This window comes from Paenibacillus methanolicus (assembly GCF_008124765.1).
Taxonomy (GTDB): Bacteria; Bacillota; Bacilli; order Paenibacillales; family Paenibacillaceae; genus Paenibacillus_Z; species Paenibacillus_Z methanolicus.
In genome coordinates, this window is record NZ_VNHS01000005.1 from 22,060 (window position 1) to 38,999 (window position 16,940).

Consider the following 16,940-nt stretch of genomic DNA (forward strand, 5'->3'; position numbering starts at 1 on the left):
CACCTGGGTTAACCCGTCTCCTGAGAGTTAGCCGCATATATAAAATAAAGATCCGCTAATGCAGCGGATCTTCAGGCTAAATATTATAGACGCTCTCGCATACTTCCTCCGTCGGCTGATAGAAACAGTGCAGTTTGTATCGTCCTACATGCGGCTGATCCTACCAAACCGCCGGACAAGGCAGGGGGTTCGCAGCCGTTCCCGGACGAAAATACCAGAGGGAGTATTTCGCTGGCCAATACCGCTCCCCGGTTCATTCAAATCCTTATTCATAACACGATCGATTCTTTGGAATCGAGCACAATTAATCCTACTCCGTGCTGCCGTGCACTTGCTTGAAGTCGTTCAAGCAAATCCGGTGTTTGTCTATAGATTGGCGGGTAATCGATAGCTTTATAATGAATGGGGATGACCATTTTGGCTCCTAATACCTTGGCTGCCGAAACGGCTTGTTCGGGACTTAAGGAGATTGGTTGACCGCTTGGCGGGTCTCCCCGAAATTCTACGATGGCTGCGTTTACGGGCAAACATGCGACATCAAAGGGACCGTAAGCGTTTTTGATATTCCACCAATGCCCATGCCATAGCGTATCCCCGCAGTGAATGAGCTGTTGACCGTTGCCTCTGACAATCCAACTGACCTGCGGATCACCGAAACCATCCATGGAAAAAGCAGCTATAATTTCGACGCTTCCTAGTTTGAGGGATTGCCCAAGTTCTACGCCATGCAGTTGTTTCAGCGATGAGGGATGAATATGTCGCAAGGATTCCGAAGGTAAATAGACAGGGATGTCCTCCCCGTAAAAACGGGCGATTGCTTCCGGGTCAAAATGATCGGGATGATGATGGGTGATCAACACGGCTTCTACGCCGCCGAAGTCGCTCAATGGAAAAAGCGGTTCGTGTGATTGCCCGAATTTCGAAGGGAAATGATAGAGCGGATCGATGACAAGATGGGTTTCGTCCATTTCAACTTTAATGCCTGCCCATGGTAGCTTCGTCACTTTCATAACTACTCATCCTTCCGTCGTTGGAATATTTTTATTGTATAGCGCAAATATGGCTTTGTATAATTGAATGTATCGAAGAAAATGTTCAAAATAAATGAATTGTCGTAAGGGGATTTGGAATGGATTTCAAAACGCTAAAATCGTTTCAAACGATCGCGAAATATGGCAGTTTTGCTCTCGCTGCCGAAGAATTAAACTACGCGCAATCAACCGTGACGATGCAAATCCAAAAACTCGAATCGGAATTAGGCGTGCTGCTACTCGATCGGGGGAAGAAATGTAGTTTAACCGATGCGGGAAAGTTGTTTTTAGAGCAGAGTTCCTTTATTATCGAGCGCCTTGAACAACTTCAAACGAACATGATGGATATGCACAATGGAGAAGTAGGCACGATCCGGATCGGGGTGACGGAACCGACCGCAAGTTATCGGTTTCCCCGGTTGTTAAAAAAATTCACGAGTCAATATCCGAAAATTCGGGTTGCATTGGAAATCTCCGGGACGCCTGTTTTACTTGCTTCCTTATCGAAAGGAGATCTCGATCTTGCCATTTGCTCGTCTCCCAATGTAGGCTCGGAGCTTTTCTTCCAACCGCTTTTTCATGAAAAGTTCGTCGTCTTACTACCTGAAGATCATCCACTCGCGCAATATGATGTCATCCGTCCCGAACAATTGAACGGGCAAACGTTGTTGGTCACGTCCGAGAACTGTCCGTATCGCAAAAAGTTGGAGATGACACTCAGAGAAACGGGGAATATCGCGGTAGAAACCATGGAGATTGGCAGTATGACCGCAATGAAGCCCTATGTACAGGAGGGGTTCGGTATTGCATTAGTTCCCGAGCTTGCTTTCGATTGGCTGCCTCCAGGCGTAACGATCCGCCAAATGAAGGAAACGTCGATCGATATGTTAATGGGTTTGGTCTACAAAGGATCATCCTTTAAGTCCAACTCAGCTAGCGCAAAATTATTAAACTTTTTGAAAGAAGAGCTGATTGATTTATAGCTTTCGATTATACCGTTTCATCCAACGAAACTTACAATATATGCTAGTATAATAGAGCGTGCACTACCCATCAGAGAGGAGAGGTTATTGATGGCGAAACAACTGATCATCGGAGATGCCAAGCAAGAGCTAGCCGCAACGCGCCGCATCTTGGAACGCTTGCCGGAGGAACATCTGGCGTGGAAGCCGCATGAGAAATCGATGGCGCTGGGCGGGTTGGCCACGCACCTGGTCAACCTGTTGAACTGGCAAATCGCGATCGTGCAGTATCCGGAATTCGATCTGTCGACCGTTCCGAATCGGCGGGAAGCGTTGGCAAGTCGCGAAGACGTGCTGGCGGAGTTCGACGCGAACGTCGTCAGGCTGGAGCAGCTGATTGCCGATTGCGACGAGACGAAGCTCGGCGAGGAGTGGACGTTGCGCAGCGGCGACCATATCATCCTCCGCCAGCCGCGCGCGACGGCGCTGCGCACCTTCGGATTCAGCCATATGGTCCATCACCGGGCGCAGCTCGGGGTGTATCTGCGTCTGCTCGATATTCCGGTGCCGGGCGTATATGGTCCCACGGCCGACGAGGAAGGCAAGTAAACGAAGACAACCATGTAGGTACGAGATGACGACGGCAGCCGATCCAAGAGGACCGGCTGCTTATTCTAATCAGCCGTTTCACCTTGCCTAGTGCGATCGGCGGACCGATGACGGCGTGGCTGCATTCGGTCCAAGGCTCGACGCGTAATCGGCATGCAGATATGAAGGATGAAGCCGCCCAGGCCAACGGTCAGGATCGTTCCGATGCCAATGGGTCCATGGAATACGAGCGCGGCGATCAAGAAGAAGAAGTAGATGAAGGTGCGCGCGGCGAATATGGAGCGACCCGTTAACGATTGGATCAACAGCATAAGCCGATCCATGGGATTCGGGGCGAATTTGGCGTACAAATAAATAGAAGTGCCGATCCCGATTAGGATCAAGCCCAGGCCAAAGCAAGCCAGCTTATTTAACCATAGCGTAGGTTCAACGAGCGGGGCTAACCCATAAAGCCACATATCGATTCCGATTCCGGTAATGAAGGCGGTGAGCAGTCCCAAGATTTCCGGCCTTTGTCGAGCTAACATCGAATTACACCCGATCAAGATGATGGCGATCACCACTTCCCAGCTCCCCACCGTAAGACCGACGGTCTCGGCGAGACCGACCAATAGCGCGTCGAAAGGCGAGGCGCCTAGACCGGATTGGATGGTGAGCGAGATACCCAACGTCAAGATCGACAAGCCGCAAATAAAAATAATCAAGGCGTGGATGCGTAATCCTTTCATTATCGTGCGTCAGCCAGATCTTTGAGCATGAGGTAATGCGGGATGCCGTCTTCCATGAACGCCTCGGAAGCGGTCCGATAGCCAAGCTTCGCATAGAACCCCTCGGCATGCGTTTGTCCGTGCAATTTGACCTGCTTCAACCCCTGCTCAACCGCGATGTCCTCCAAGGCGGCGATAATCCCCCGGCCGATGCCAAATTTGCGGTACGGCGCCAAAATGCAAATGCGCTCTAATTTGCCGACTCCTTCCACGACGCGTATTCTTCCGGTACCGACAGGCTGTACCTCATAATAAGCCAGCAGATGCCGGCATTGTCCATCCAGCGTATCGAATGCATCGAATTCGTCTTGAAGCGGCACGCCTTGCTCGTCCACGAAGACTGTCTTTCGAATGGCGCGCGCTTCCTCGAATTCCTCCTGGCGCGTAATTTGCATGGTTTTCATGTCACTTCAATCCTTCCGGCATTTATTTTTGGGACGAAAATCGTCATAATGAACTCAGTGTCCTTCACAAGCAGTATAGCGAAAAATAATATTGTTGTAAATGCAACAAAATGGCGGTGACCCAATGAAGGAGATCCTTCGCGAAATCGGCATGATCGCGCGAGCGCTGGATTCGATCAGCAATATTGAATTCAAGGAAGTCGAGTTGACCAAAGGCCAGTATCTGTATCTGGTCCGTATCGTGGAGCATCCGGGGATTATCCAAGAGAAGCTGGCCGAGATGATCAAGGTAGACCGTACGACGGCGGCGCGCGCGATTCAGAAGCTGGAGCTGCAAGGCTTCGTGGAGAAGAAAGACGATGATACGAACCGGAAAATCAAACGGCTGTTCGCGACGGAGAAAGGGATGCAAGCGTATCCTTTGCTAAAGCGGGAAGGGGAGCATTCCGACTCGGTCGCGTTGGCAGGATTGTCGGAGGAAGAAGCGGACATGCTGTTCCAGCTTCTGCAGCGCGTTAGGCATAATATCGAGGTCGACTGGGAGTTCGTGAAGAAAGGAAATAAACGAGCGTACTGAGAACGCAAGAGAACAGGGAGGATGCGCGATATGGATTTCGAAACGGTCATGCAGGAATTGGAGGCGCTTGGCAAGGAACGTATGAAGAAGATGTACATGGGCAACGGCGCGCGCGAGCCGGTGTTCGGCGTGGCGACGGGCGCCATGAAGCCGCTTGCGAAGCAGATCAAGCTCAATCAGCCTTTGGCCGAGCGGCTTTACGCCACCGGGAACTACGATGCCATGTATTTCGCCGGCGTCATTGCCGAACCGCTGAAGATGACGGAGGCGGATTTCGAGCGTTGGATGGACGGGGCGTACTTCTATATGCTGTCCGACTATGTCGTCGCCGTCACGTTGGCCGAAGCCGATATTGCCCAGGAGGTCGCCGATCGTTGGATCGCAAGCGGAGAGGAGCTGCGCCGTTCGGCGGGATGGAGCTGCTACTGCTGGCTGCTCGGCAGCCGCAAAGATAGCGAGTTTAACGACAGCAAGATCGCCGGTCTGCTGGATCTCGCGGAACGTACGATTCATGACGCTCCGGATCGGGTGAAATCCGCGATGAATACTTTTCTCTACACGGTCGCGACCTCTTACGTGCCGCTCCATGAGAAGGCCGTGGCCGCCGCCAAGGCAGTCGGCCCGGTTGAACTCCAGAAAGGCAAGAAATTCATTGATGCTTCCGAGAACATTCAGAAGTTTACCGACAAAGGCAAGCTCGGCTTCAAACGCAAATATGTCCGGTGTTAGTCATACGGGAGCTAGGATAGCGCAAGATATCTGAGCCTCGCAAGGACCAGCAGGTACTGGCGTTGGGGTACGGTAAGGCAAGCGATCCGTTCCTTGCGACTACCGGAGTACGATGTCTTTTGAATACCGTAAACGAAGAAGCTGCCGAAGCAACGGGCGGCTTCTTTGACATTTAGGGGCATAAGACGTGGTATTCGACGCGCCATACGACCTTGTGCTTGCCTTGACGTATTTGTTATTCGTGAGCTACTTGCGCCAACCGTACTGGGCGATCGGTGTTTGCTGCAACCATATCTAGGGAAGGGGGGATACGGTACGGATTCCATCTTAAGGCAGGGGTTATCCCGTAACCGGCTTCACTCCCGCGGCGACGACAACTAGTAGATCGCGTACCGCCGATTCCGCGGTGCGCTCGCGGGGAGCGCGACTCCATTGCACGGCAGAGCCGAAGATGCCCCAGCTGGCGAAGAGCGCGGTTGCTTCAACCAATTCCGGGGAAGCGGATGGTTGCTGCAAGCCGCGCAGCCATCGGAGAAGCAGCCGGTCGAGCTCTTTTTGCATGGCAATCTCGAAGAGCGGTTCGAATTGACGATCGCCGGGCGTCATGTACAGCCTCGTCCGAGCGAGGAAGTCGAACACGGATAACATCAAGGCCCGCAAACCGTCCATATCCGACAGCGAGCCGTTCGGCAATTCGTTGCTCAACTTTCGCTGAAACTTCTCCCGCATCCAACTTTCCAGAAAGGCGAATTTATCTGCGAAATGCGCATAGAACGTGGCGCGATTGACCGTCGCCCGAGCCGCGATGTCCTGGACGGAAATCGAGTATATGTTCTTCTTCTCTTCCAATAGCTCCATGAAGGCTTGCATGAGCAATTGGCGCGTTCGCTGAACGCGAGGATCATTTTCGTTCACGGGCATGATGGTGCACGCTCCTTCGGCATTTAAGAGGAACCGGAACCGGGATAAACACTACAAATCGGCGCTATTGTCGGCTAAGCAACGTTTCCGTCGTATTGATGATTGCCCGGTTTATGACCGCTCTATATCCTTAACAGTGTAGCACGTTTAACGATGTTGCTTAAACAACGGTGTTGGGTTTTTGGGAAGAACGAAGGAGGAGTTTGCCATGATTATCGTTACGGGAGCGAACGGTCAATTGGGAAGGCTGGTCGTCGAGCAGCTGCTTCGGCATGTTCCGGCGGAGCAAATCGGGGCGAGCGTCCGGGACGTGAATAAGGCCGCGGAACTTATGGAGCGGGGCGTTCGCGTACGCAGCGGCGATTATAACGACGCCGCAAGCCTAGCGCATGCCTTCGAGGGGGCATCGCAAGTGTTCTTGGTGTCATCCAACAGCTCGGGCGAATCCGCGGTCCAACAGCATCGCACGGCAATAGAAGCGGCTAAGAAGGCCGGCGCAAGCCGAATCGTCTATACGAGCCAAATGGGCGCATCGCCGAACTCTTATTTCCCGCCGATGGTCGATCACGCGGCCACGGAGGCGCTGCTCGAAGATTCGGGTATGGCTTACGTCTCGCTTCGGAACGGCTTCTACGCCGATTCGGCGCTTATGCTGCTCGGAGACGCGCTGCGAACGGGGGAACTGGCAGTTCCGGAGGACGGCCCGGTCGCTTGGACGTCGCACGGCGATCTGGCGGAAGCGGCCGCGGTTGCTCTGCTTGACGCAAGGATCCGCGGCGTGACGCCCGTGCTTACGGGATCGGAAGCCATCGACCTGGAAGGCATCGCGGCGATGGCGGCCGGACTGCTTGGTCGCCCTGTTCGAAGAACCGTCATCGCGGATGATGAATATCGGGCCGGTTTAATCGCCCGAGGCCTTCCGGAAGAGCGGGCGGACATGTTCGCGGGTCTCTATCGCGCAAGCCGACGCGGCGAATTCGCGCGCACGGATTCGACGCTGGCCCGCCTGCTCGGCCGGCCGACAGCGCCGTTCCGGGACACGTTGAAGCGGGCGATCGATTGCCTCCCGCGCGGTTAACGTTCAGATCGGCGAATGTGCCGACAATGACAAAATCGCCGGCGCCTTCAGAAGAAGGCGCCGGCGATTTTCTTTTTCATCATTCAATTGGCTGAACCCTATTGCTTACTCTTGCGCCGTTAGCAGCAGATACACAACCTTGGCGCATTCCGCGCGCGTAGCCGGTTTCGCCGGCGCGAAGAGGCTGCCGCCTTGGCCTTGAAGCAGGCCAACCGTCACCGCTTTGGCGATGTAGCTCTTCGCCCAAGCGTTCATGGACGCGGGCAGGGGCTTACGCGTCTTCCAAATTAGCCGCGGCTGGAACGGTGTTTCTTGGTTTTCTCGCTCTAACGGCGGGGCTGGATTTGGTTGAGATGCAGGAGCTGACCCGACAGTTTCCGCTGTGGGCGTTCGTGTACGGCTATGCGGTGCTGTTCGCCGTCGCCGCGGATGCGGCGCTCTACCGGCTGAAGAAGAGTCCCGCCAAGGCGGCGTTTACCGTGCTGTCGTATATGCTTGGCGGGGTTCTCCCATTCTTGGTTTGGTATCCGGGCCAATGGCTGTGGACGCTGTTCGGCGGCTTCTACGGCGTGGCGTGTTCGCTGACCTTCCTGGGCGCGTCCCTTATTTACCGTGCGTGGTGGCCGTATAGCGGAGCGGCGGCCGTCCTGCTGTTGGCCGCGTCCTTGTATGTGTCTTTGGCTGATTTTACGGCAACGGAGCAGTGGTCGGAGACGAGAAGCGCGGATGGCTACCAGGCGAAGTTCGACTATTTTCACGGGAAGAAAGAGATTCCAATCGAGCTTGAGCGGGGGCAAACGTTGTTCTACCGGGTCGACTGGCGGATCTCGAACGGCGGGGGCTACGGCACTTACCTGGATGGCGAAGGCGGAGCCTATGCGAGCGATGCGCGGAACGGCGATGGTTGGATCGGGTATCGGGTCGAGGCGCCGACGACGGTGCGGATCGTGGTTACCGGCCGACGGGCGCAAGGGGCGCTCGCGATCGAGTGGGAGGTAACCGGGTAACGTGCGCTCGAACTATCCTTCCATAAATAAGGTCCATTGTCCAATCACTAGAATCGCCGCGGCATAGATTAATAGAAACGGTGCAAGCGAGGTGAGGGAACATCAACCCAGTAGAGCAGCAGAAGAAGAGGCAAGCGTCTTTCGGCAAAATACCGCTGTTATTCGTCCCGAACGCCGGTCAAATGGATGACCGCTTCCGATTCGAGGCGAGGGGGCCAGGTTATCGGTATGCATTCGGTTCCGATCGCGTATGGCTCTCCTTCCATCGCGCCAATCCGGTAGAGAACGGGGGAGAAGCGCACGGCGTTACGCTGGTGTGGGAATTGTTGAACGCCCGCCCCGGCTTAGTCCCGGAAGGCGTATCTGCAGATCAAGGAACGTTCAGCTATTTTCGCGGCCAAGATCCAGCGTACCATTACGCGAACATACCGCTTTACCGGGAAGTCGCCTACCGGCAAGTATGGCCTGGCATCGACCTCGTATTCCAAGCCTGCGAGGGGAAATTGAAATACGACGTCATTCTCTCGCCGGGCGCCCGATTGGAAGATGTTAAACTTCTATGCCAAGGGGCGGAAGAGCTCCGGATGGACGATGACGGCAATCTGCAGTTCGTCACGCCGCTCGGGACGTTCGCCGATCTCAAGCCGGTCGCCTATCAATCGATCGAGAACGTCGTCAAGCCCGTCGAATGCCGATTCGCGCTCCGGAAGGAAGCCGATGGCAGCCGGTCGGTCGGTTTCGAGACGGGCGAAGAATACCGGCCGGATTATGCGTTGGTGATCGATCCGATTCTCGCCTTCTCGACTTACCTCGGGGGAACCGATTTCGATCAAGGGCATGCGATCGCCGTGGACAGCGCCGGCAACGTCTATGTAACCGGCGACACCGGATCGGCCGACTTCCCCGTGACGCCCGGCGCCTTCGATACGACCTTGGGCGGTACGACGGATGTGTTCGTCACCAAATTCGATCCGACGGGAACGGCGCTCGTCTATTCGACCTATCTGGGCGGAAGCGGAACCGGCGATCAAGGCTTCGGCATCGCGGTCGATGCATCCGGCCATGCTTACGTGACCGGCGCCGCGCAATCCGCCGATTTCCCGGTGACGCCCGGCGCGTTCCAGACGGACTTCGGCGGCGGCATCGACGGTTTCGTCACGAAGCTGAATCCGGCTGGAACGGCGCTCGTCTATTCGACTTATCTCGGCGGAGGCGGGAGCGATATCGGCAGAGGGATTGCCGTAGATGCGTCCGGGAACGCGTATATGACCGGAGAAACCACGTCCGCCGATTTTCCCGTGACGCCCGGTGCATTCCAGACGATGATCGGCGGCGGCAGCGACGCCTTCGTCGCGAAGCTGAATCCGGCCGGAACGGCGCTTGTCTACTCGACGTACCTGGGCGGCAGCGGAGGCGACTTTGGCCGGGGAGGCATCGCCATCGATGCATCCGGCAGCGCGTACGTGGCGGGCACGACGCAATCGGCCAACTTTCCGGTGACGCCGGGCTGCGTGCAGCCGCTCTTCGGCGGCGTGCAAGACGCGTTCGCGGCCAAGCTGAATCCGCTCGGGACGGGGCTTGTATATTCCACCTATCTGGGAGGAACCTCGTCGGATAGCGGCGAGAGCATTGCGATCGATGCATCCGGGAACGCCTATGTGACCGGTCAGACGTTCTCCGCCGATTTCCCGGTGACGGCGGGCGCCTTCGATACCACGTTCGAACCGACGAACATGGCTTATATAACCAAGGTGAATGCGCTCGGATCGGCGCTCGTCTATTCCACTTATCTGGGCGGGAGCGGCGGCAACAACGAGGGAAGGGGCATCACGGTCGATTCCTTCGGCCATGCGTCGGTGACCGGGAGTACCTCTGCTGCTGATTTCCCGGTGACGCCGGATGCGATTCAGCCGCTATACGGCGATAATCAGGACGCGTTCGTCACCCGACTGAATCCAAGCGGGAGCGCGCTTATCTTCTCGACCTATCTTGGCGGCTCGGGACCCGGGCTTGACTTGGGCAGAAAAATCGCGAGCGACGCGAGCGGGAACCTTTATGTGGTCGGCGATACCGAATCGACGGATTTTCCCGTCACGGCCCAGGCGTTTCAGCCCGAGCTTGCCGGCAGCCGCGACGCCTTCGTGGCGAAGATTCAGTTCGCCGGCGCGTTCTCTACCGGCGTTCTCGATAACCGAAGCGGAGCGGGCATGCTCGCATCCGGCCTTCACGTGCTGATTAGCAATGAGAACGCCGACGAATTCGCCGTGATCGAGATCGTCGCCTTCTACCTTAGCGGCACTGACCGGATTCCTTATGCGCATGAATTGTTCTCGTTGGCGCCGAATACGGTTGCGGCCCGGAATTTCGCGGCGTCGTTCGACGCGTTCGAGATCCAATATGCGATCAGCGGGCTCGCGGCGGGCGATACGCTGGTGTCCGTCTTTCCGACGGACGGCAACGGGAACGCGACGGCTTCCGGACGCGTGCTGCCAACCGAAGCAGCGCCGGTATTCCGGATAACGCCGGTACCTTAACAAGGAGGTGATTATGCATGCCTGCCATTAGCAGCGGACCGATCCTGAACAGCGGAACGAACCCCTCCACGACGTTGACCGTGTTGATCAGCAACGAGGACTTGGCCGCGACGGCCATTATCGAGCTGGAGGCCTTTTTGGTTCCCTTGAGCGCAGCCGGGGTTCCGAGGATTCCGACCGCGCATCAGCTGTTCTCGCTTGCTCCTCTTGCGGTCTCGACCAGGGAAGTCGGCATTGCGGGTTTTCCCGCTTATGAAGTCCAATTCAACGTGACGGGCGCGAACGTCGTGATCGACGTGTTCGCCCATGATGCCGGGGGGAATTTGAACGCCGCGCAGCGCGTTCTTCAATCGGAGGTATCGCCGATTTCGGCCATCACTCCCGTGCCGTAAAGGACGCGGGGGTTACCGTGAATGCAATAAGCGAGCTTCTAGACGGGGAGCAGTGTTGCCAAGGCAGCTGCTCCTTTTCGCTTGCCGTCTAATCTATTTTTTTGAAATTAGCGCTTGTGAAGTAGACGTTCGCTCCTTATAATTACATCCAAAAAGTGGGAGTGTTCGCATGGAAAAACAATTCGGCGAATATCGGATCAGCACGGATAAAGGGCTGCTGGACCTCGAGCGGATTTGCCGCCTGCTCTCCAATAGTTACTGGGCTAACCAGCGCGCCGTCGAAGTCGTCCGCAAGTCGATCGACAATTCGATTTGTTACGGAATTTATCGGGGGAGCGAGCAGGTCGGGTTCGCGCGCGTCGTCACGGATCATGCGACCGTGTTCTATTTGTGCGACGTCATCATTGACGTGGCGCATCGGAAGCAGGGGCTGGGGAAGCAGCTGGTCGCTTGCATTATCGAGCAATTCGGCAATCTGCATAGCCTGCTCGGGACGCTCGATGCCCACGGATTGTACGAGCAGTACGGGTTCCAGCGCAACGAAAGACTGATGAATCGCCGCGTGCGCTAAGCGCGGCGAGAGATCGAAGGGAGGAGGAATCGCTTGAAGCTCAAGGTACTTGCCGTCGCCGCCGCGGCCATCGCGGCCGTCATCGCGGGCGTGGCGATTACGCAATATGAACCGTCGCTGCCGGAGCCCGCGACTGTCGTCTCGCCAACGCCGCAGGGCGAGATGGACGAGCCGTCGGATGATCAACCGGACGAATCGACGGAGGCAGCACGCGAGCGGGATCCGGAAATTCCAGGCGAAGCGCTGCTGCGCGAAATTAACGAGGTTGTCGGCGTGCGCGAGCTGCTGTCGGATATGCGCAAGGAAGCGGCGGTCAAGGAATGGCAGGACGGCGAGGACGATATCGCCGATCTGGAGGACAACCCGCCGCGCACGCTGCCGGAGTTGCTTGCCGAAGTGGAGGGCATGTACCAAGGCGAGACGAAATACACGCAGAAGCGCGTGCAGAAGCTCGCCGCGATCAAAGAGAATGATCCGAAGCTCTTCGCGCAGTACAATAAGTACTTTTTTTCGTTCCCTGCCGCCCCCTTGGAAGGGAATACGCTTGATGCCAACATGCGGAAGGTGAAGGAGAACTACGAGATTTTCCACCAGTATATCGATCGCATGGTAGCGCCGGTTGTTCAATCCGAGTAGTCTCCGCATCGACGGATCATCTTTTTGGCGTTCGACCGCGTCATATGTAAGATGGGCCAAATTTCCAGGCGGAGGAGCTTGATGATCATGAAAGCCATTATTTTTGATCTGGACGGGACGATCGGCAATACGCTGCCGCTGTGCATCGCCGCATTCAAAGCCGCCATTGAGCCGCATGCGGGCAGGACGCTGACCGATCAGGAGATTATCGATACGTTCGGACCGTCCGAAGAAGGAACCGTGCTCGCGCTTATTCCGGATGCTTACGATCAAGGCATTGAAGATTACCTCGTTCACTATCGCGCGCTTCATCACGTCTGCGCCAAGCCGTTCGATGGGATCGTAGAGATTCTCGATTGGGCGAAACGAAGCGGCATTCGGTTGGCCATGGTGACCGGGAAAGGTCAGAGAAGCACGGACATTACGCTGCGCGTATTCGGCCTCGATGCGTATTTCGAAGTCATCGAAACCGGATCGCCGCAGGGACCGCGGAAGGTTCAGGGGATCGAGCATGTGCTGAAGCGGCTTGGCATCGCGCCGGACGAGGCCATCTACGTCGGCGATGCGCCAAGCGACATCGACGCGTCCCGCGAAGCAGGCGTCCCGATCGTATCGGCCGCGTGGGCCGAGACGGCCGAATCGGAGCTGCTGTCGGCGAAAGCGCCGGATCGGCTGTTCACGTCGGTCGCGGAATTCCGAGCCTATGTCGAACGCGCGTGCGTCGCTTCCAGCTCATCTTAGTCTCGTCGCGTCCGTCACTTTCGCTATAATCGTTTCCTACCATCTGAGGCATCCGGCGACATGCTACAATACGGTTATCGAAGCAATTGGATAAACCATGCAATGGTGGTGTTTTGTTACATGGCAGAGACGGAAGTGCGGCTATTTACCCGTGAGGATTTTGGTCAGTTGGGCGAAATGTACCAAGTCGTGACGGCCAACGATGACGTCGTGTTCTGGTGGGTCGGAGAAGAAGCGGAGTGGCCGAACGTCTTCCTAGCAATCGAGGGCGGGCGAATCGTAGGCAAGGGGCAAGCGAGCGTCATGACCGAGATTCCGCCGGGCAGCTCGGCAGAGCGCGAACATGTGATTTTCCTCAATCTAAAAACGCTGCCGCACCGAGCGGCCGACTATTCGCTGCACGAGCGACTCTACGAGCCATTGCTGCAGCGGGCGCATGCGTTGAAACAAGCGTTGCCCGGGCCGTATCGGACGATGATCGCGGTCGGCAATCGATCCACGGAGACGCATAACAACGCCTTTTTCCAGTCCAAAGGATTCGTCTACTGGAAGAGCTTGTATACGATGCGAAGAGAAGGATCGAGCTCTATTGAACCGGCCCCGCTTGCTTCGCCGTATCGCTGTTCGCCCTGGAATTCGGAAGACGGCGTCGACGAATACTTGGCCGCGGATCGCGAAATTTGGCCGGAGGCGCCGATCGGACGGGAAGCGTTCGCGGCCAGGCAAAAGAAGGCGTCGTGGACGGCTTTCGTCGTACGTGAGCATGGTTTGTTGGTCGGCAGTATCATGGCGTGGGTGGACGAGGACGGCGATGGCGCGATCGAGGATGTGTTCGTGCGGGAGCCATGGCGGAAGCAGGGGATTGCCGCGTATCTGCTGGCTCGGGCGCTTGCCTATCTGCAAGCATGCGGCTGCGCGACCGCTACGCTGCAGGTGGAGACGGCCAACCAATCCGCCCTCTCGTTGTATCGCGCCGCCGGATTCCAGGTCGAATCAGAGGAAGCGCGTTATCGCCGGGAGCTTTAGCGAAGACGCGGGAACGAGGAGCAGTCTGCCGCGGCGGCTGCTTTTTTTGTCGGCATAGAAGAGGAATAAGGGGAGGACGCATGGACGGTCGTAGAAGAAAGGCGTATTTAACGTTGAATTACCAAGCGTTCCTGGACATCAAGAATGGCGGCGCGTACAACGAAGACAACTGGAATCGCGTGTTTCGGGTTGCGCATGCGTTTCACAATCTCGCTTGGTACATTGCAGAAAACTTCGAAGGGTTCGAAGAAGAAGAGTTCTGGGGGAGAATCGCCGGACTGGAACGGGATTTCGGAATGTCGCATTATCGGGAGCTGTTTGAACGAGTGAGCGGAGACATGGTCAATAAGGAGAAAAAGCCATGAATAGCGGTTTTCAAATCGAGACGGATGCCAGCCGGCGCCAGACGCTTGCGGAAGCCAGGCAAGCCGCGCTTCATGCGGTGCGGCAGTATGAACTGGAATGGAACGAGATTCGCTTTGTACAAGTGTCCGAACATGTCACCTTCCGCATCGCGGCCGGCGAAGGAGACTCGTACCTGCTCCGTATTCATCCCGGCAGCAAGCCGCGCCCGGAAATCGCCTCGGAGCTCGAATGGTTGACCGCGCTGAAGCGTAAGGGTTTGGCGATCCCCGAAGCGGTTGCCAATCGAGACGGCGCTTATGTGACGACGGCGTCGACATGCGGTGGTCAGCAACTTCACGCGACCGTGTTGACGTGGATCGAGGGAGAACATCGGGGAAGCGGGGCGCTGACCGAGGAGACGACGCGGAAAATGGGGGCGCTCATGGCGGAGCTGCACGAAGCGAGCGCCGATTTTAGCCCGTCGCCTAGTTTCTCGCGCCCGGCTTGGGGCTTGGAGAGTTTTAGACGCGACTGGGCGCATTTGAGGCGACATCACCGTCATTTCATCTCGGAGGAAGCGATGACGTTGTATGCCAGGGCGGCCGATCAAGTGGAGGCCACGCTCGCCGCTCTATCGGGTCATGACCGAAATTATGGGATGATTCACGCGGATTTGCATATCGGGAATGTCGTCTTTCGCGATGACGAGCCGTACCCGATTGATTTCGGCCGCTGCGGCTACGGCTACCATCACTACGACATGGCGCAGGCGATTATGGGCATGCCCCCCGCGCAGAGAGCTAGCTTCGTAGCGGGATACGAGGAAGCGAGGCCGTTGGAGCAAGAGGCGATCTCGAAGCTGGAGAGCTTCTTCATCATGGCGATGATCGAAAGCTACAGCTTCCACGCGGAGAATCCGCTCGAGACGGAAGGCTTGATCGAAGAGCAGCCTTACGCGGAGGCGCTGCTCAGGGCATACGTGAACGGCGCGCCGTTTCTGTTCGAGTCGTTGGGGTAGGGAGGGGTAAGGATTCTCGCGATCGTGCAACGATTCTTAAGGCGTGAGTTTGTCCATGCGATTAAGGCCGGAACGGCAAAGGAAGAGGGAGGTGTTTCGGTTGCCATGGCTGCGAAAACATGTATGGAAGATCGCGATCGGGGCGGTCATCGTACTCGGCCTCGTCTCGTTCTTATCGCCGGAGTTGGCGATTCGCCGCTACATGCTCCTCCATCTGCATCCGATTGACTGTTGGACGGCGGGGATTACGAATATGGAGCGGGAGGACCGCGTCTATGGGCATCTGTACGATGTGCGCGGCTTCACCGACCGGGCGACGGGCGGCGAGATGGGCGTATTTTACCTCAAGCAAACCGGACCGTTCTGGTACGTGGGCAGCGTCGGCACGGGGCCTTGAGGTCAGTCGGAGTCCGCTCGTTCATGCTCGAATGCGAAAGGCAGCCCTGGTCGACATGACCAATGGCTGCCTTTTTCTCTATTCGCGCCTAGGCGCAGTTTAAAAAATACTATCCGGCACGTAGTACACTTTCTGCGTGTTCTGCTTGTTCACCGGATCGGTGACGATCGTGAAATAGACGTTGCCGTCCTTCGTCTGCACGCCTTCGATCTCATGGTTGCCGACGTTCGTGATTTTCACGAGCGTGTTGTAGGCGCCGGAGCCCGACATTTTCGCGATTTGCGGCGTCTCGCCTTCCGCCCCGCCCGACGTGTAGATCTCCGTGCTGCCCAGCATATCGAGCCCTTGGAACGAGCCGTTCGGGCGAACGATGCCGCTGCCCGACTGGGTGAAGCTGCCCACGCAGGCGCTGACCGCCGCGGCGCTATCCATGCGCACCTGTTCGCTGGCGTCGAGCAGCTTGTTCAGCTTGACGGTGTCGTAGATGGACCACGTTACCGTGCCTTCCGCCGTTTGGACGCGGAAAACCGTATGCGTGCTGTTGCCGCCGCCGTCGACGCGGTACGTCTCGCCTAGGCGAGCGCCGGTTTTGTTGGCATAATTCATGTACGTAAACCGGTGCAGGTCGGTGTAATCGTAGGTCGCGCCGGCTTTATACTGCAGTCTCGCCACCTGCAGCGACCAGTAGTACGAGGTGGAGGCATCCGCTTTGGAGCTGAAATAGAAGTAATTGATCCCGTTGTACGTGTACATGTCGAGCGATTGGCCGTGGCCGGAGTTGGTGATCGTCATCTCGTCCACGTAAGTGGCGTCTTTGCCGTTCATGAGCAACCGGGACAGGTAGACGGTTCCTCCGGAGCGCTGCGTGACGTACAGGTACGTCGAGGCGATATACGCCTTCTGGACGGCCACGTTGTGCTTCAGCCCCTTCAAATTGTACGCGAGGGTGGCCGAAGCGTTGATGGTCTTGGCCGGAGTCGCCGCGATCGCGGGGATGACGGACATGCCGAACATCAGCATGGCGAGCACAAGAGACGCGGCGAATTTAATCGGCCTTCTCCGAGCGCCCGGCTTTTGGTTCTGGTTCATTACGATGCCTCCATTCGAGATCGAAATTGCGGTCGGAAGAGGTGGACCCTCCGACTGCCCATTTGATTATCCGCGAGGGGCCTCGAATCTGGAATAGCCTGTAAGG

At 56.7% G+C, this 16,940-nt stretch carries 21 protein-coding genes and 1 pseudogene; 15 read left to right on the forward strand and 7 right to left on the reverse strand.

Annotated elements, in window-relative coordinates; all coding sequences use genetic code 11:
- Positions 1 to 76: 76 nt before the first annotated feature.
- Positions 77 to 250, reverse strand: a pseudogene (locus BCM02_RS35685) (cell wall hydrolase); the annotation flags it as partial.
- A 19-nt stretch (positions 251 to 269) separates the two neighbouring features.
- Complete coding sequence (locus BCM02_RS14050) at positions 270 to 1,010, reverse strand: MBL fold metallo-hydrolase (RefSeq protein ID WP_148929747.1); 741 nt, start codon at positions 1,008 to 1,010, stop codon at positions 270 to 272.
- Positions 1,011 to 1,129: 119 nt separating this feature from the next.
- Here BCM02_RS14050 and BCM02_RS14055 point away from each other — a divergent pair, with 119 nt between their 5' ends.
- Both BCM02_RS14055 and BCM02_RS14060 read left to right on the forward strand, forming a co-directional pair.
- Positions 1,130 to 2,014, forward strand: a complete 885-nt coding sequence (locus tag BCM02_RS14055; RefSeq protein WP_148929748.1) for a LysR family transcriptional regulator — start codon at positions 1,130 to 1,132, stop codon at positions 2,012 to 2,014.
- Positions 2,015 to 2,104: 90 nt separating this feature from the next.
- Positions 2,105 to 2,602, forward strand: coding sequence for a DinB family protein (locus BCM02_RS14060; RefSeq protein WP_148929749.1), 498 nt, complete (start codon positions 2,105 to 2,107; stop codon positions 2,600 to 2,602).
- 65 nt (positions 2,603 to 2,667) lie between these two features.
- Here the strand turns inward: BCM02_RS14060 and BCM02_RS14065 are convergent, their stop codons facing one another.
- Both BCM02_RS14065 and BCM02_RS14070 read right to left on the reverse strand, forming a co-directional pair.
- On the reverse strand, positions 2,668 to 3,330 hold the full coding sequence (locus BCM02_RS14065) for a YczE/YyaS/YitT family protein (RefSeq protein WP_148929750.1): 663 nt from the start codon (positions 3,328 to 3,330) through the stop codon (positions 2,668 to 2,670).
- Positions 3,330 to 3,773 carry a GNAT family N-acetyltransferase gene (locus BCM02_RS14070; RefSeq protein ID WP_148929751.1) on the reverse strand — a complete coding sequence of 148 codons (444 nt, stop codon included), beginning with the start codon at positions 3,771 to 3,773 and terminating at the stop codon, positions 3,330 to 3,332. Before BCM02_RS14070 ends, BCM02_RS14065 begins: the two co-directional genes overlap by 1 nt.
- A 124-nt stretch (positions 3,774 to 3,897) precedes the next feature.
- Here BCM02_RS14070 and BCM02_RS14075 point away from each other — a divergent pair, with 124 nt between their 5' ends.
- Positions 3,898 to 4,350, forward strand: a complete 453-nt coding sequence (locus BCM02_RS14075) for a MarR family winged helix-turn-helix transcriptional regulator (RefSeq protein ID WP_148929752.1) — start codon at positions 3,898 to 3,900, stop codon at positions 4,348 to 4,350.
- A 30-nt stretch (positions 4,351 to 4,380) separates the two neighbouring features.
- Positions 4,381 to 5,079, forward strand: a complete 699-nt coding sequence (locus BCM02_RS14080) for a DNA alkylation repair protein (protein WP_148929753.1) — start codon at positions 4,381 to 4,383, stop codon at positions 5,077 to 5,079.
- A gap of 339 nt (positions 5,080 to 5,418) precedes the next feature.
- Here BCM02_RS14080 and BCM02_RS14085 read toward each other — a convergent pair whose 3' ends face one another.
- Positions 5,419 to 6,000, reverse strand: a complete 582-nt coding sequence (locus tag BCM02_RS14085; protein ID WP_148929754.1) for a TetR/AcrR family transcriptional regulator — start codon at positions 5,998 to 6,000, stop codon at positions 5,419 to 5,421.
- A 208-nt stretch (positions 6,001 to 6,208) separates the two neighbouring features.
- Here BCM02_RS14085 and BCM02_RS14090 point away from each other — a divergent pair, with 208 nt between their 5' ends.
- Positions 6,209 to 7,078, forward strand: a complete 870-nt coding sequence (locus tag BCM02_RS14090; RefSeq protein WP_148929755.1) for an SDR family oxidoreductase — start codon at positions 6,209 to 6,211, stop codon at positions 7,076 to 7,078.
- Between the two features lie 105 nt (positions 7,079 to 7,183).
- Here the strand turns inward: BCM02_RS14090 and BCM02_RS14095 are convergent, their stop codons facing one another.
- Positions 7,184 to 7,333, reverse strand: coding sequence for an S-layer homology domain-containing protein (locus BCM02_RS14095; protein ID WP_148929756.1), 150 nt, complete (start codon positions 7,331 to 7,333; stop codon positions 7,184 to 7,186).
- A gap of 89 nt (positions 7,334 to 7,422) precedes the next feature.
- On the opposite strand from BCM02_RS14095, the gene BCM02_RS14100 reads away from it, so the two are divergent.
- From BCM02_RS14100 to BCM02_RS14145, 10 genes are all read left to right on the forward strand, one after another.
- Complete coding sequence (locus BCM02_RS14100) at positions 7,423 to 8,085, forward strand: hypothetical protein (protein ID WP_148929757.1); 663 nt, start codon at positions 7,423 to 7,425, stop codon at positions 8,083 to 8,085.
- Positions 8,086 to 8,240: 155 nt separating this feature from the next.
- On the forward strand, positions 8,241 to 10,619 hold the full coding sequence (locus BCM02_RS14105; protein ID WP_484217499.1) for an SBBP repeat-containing protein: 2,379 nt from the start codon (positions 8,241 to 8,243) through the stop codon (positions 10,617 to 10,619).
- Between the two features lie 17 nt (positions 10,620 to 10,636).
- Positions 10,637 to 11,011 (forward strand): hypothetical protein, encoded by a 375-nt coding sequence (locus BCM02_RS14110; protein WP_148929759.1) that lies wholly within the window; start codon positions 10,637 to 10,639, stop codon positions 11,009 to 11,011.
- A gap of 169 nt (positions 11,012 to 11,180) precedes the next feature.
- Positions 11,181 to 11,582 carry a GNAT family N-acetyltransferase gene (locus BCM02_RS14115; RefSeq protein ID WP_148929760.1) on the forward strand — a complete coding sequence of 134 codons (402 nt, stop codon included), beginning with the start codon at positions 11,181 to 11,183 and terminating at the stop codon, positions 11,580 to 11,582.
- 33 nt (positions 11,583 to 11,615) lie between these two features.
- Positions 11,616 to 12,218, forward strand: a complete 603-nt coding sequence (locus tag BCM02_RS14120; RefSeq protein ID WP_148929761.1) for a hypothetical protein — start codon at positions 11,616 to 11,618, stop codon at positions 12,216 to 12,218.
- 87 nt (positions 12,219 to 12,305) lie between these two features.
- Complete coding sequence (locus tag BCM02_RS14125) at positions 12,306 to 12,959, forward strand: HAD family hydrolase (protein WP_222871010.1); 654 nt, start codon at positions 12,306 to 12,308, stop codon at positions 12,957 to 12,959.
- Between the two features lie 120 nt (positions 12,960 to 13,079).
- Entirely contained in the window at positions 13,080 to 13,985 is a 906-nt protein-coding gene (locus tag BCM02_RS14130) for a GNAT family N-acetyltransferase (protein WP_187434215.1), read from the forward strand.
- A gap of 80 nt (positions 13,986 to 14,065) precedes the next feature.
- Positions 14,066 to 14,350 (forward strand): hypothetical protein, encoded by a 285-nt coding sequence (locus tag BCM02_RS14135; RefSeq protein WP_148929763.1) that lies wholly within the window; start codon positions 14,066 to 14,068, stop codon positions 14,348 to 14,350.
- Positions 14,347 to 15,348 (forward strand): phosphotransferase enzyme family protein, encoded by a 1,002-nt coding sequence (locus BCM02_RS14140; RefSeq protein ID WP_148929764.1) that lies wholly within the window; start codon positions 14,347 to 14,349, stop codon positions 15,346 to 15,348. Before BCM02_RS14135 ends, BCM02_RS14140 begins: the two co-directional genes overlap by 4 nt.
- 100 nt (positions 15,349 to 15,448) lie before the next feature.
- A complete protein-coding gene (locus tag BCM02_RS14145; protein WP_148929765.1) occupies positions 15,449 to 15,745 on the forward strand; it encodes a hypothetical protein in 297 nt (98 codons plus the stop codon).
- 99 nt (positions 15,746 to 15,844) lie between these two features.
- Here the strand turns inward: BCM02_RS14145 and BCM02_RS14150 are convergent, their stop codons facing one another.
- On the reverse strand, positions 15,845 to 16,834 hold the full coding sequence (locus BCM02_RS14150) for a phage baseplate protein (RefSeq protein WP_148929766.1): 990 nt from the start codon (positions 16,832 to 16,834) through the stop codon (positions 15,845 to 15,847).
- Between the last annotated feature and the right edge of the window lie 106 nt (positions 16,835 to 16,940).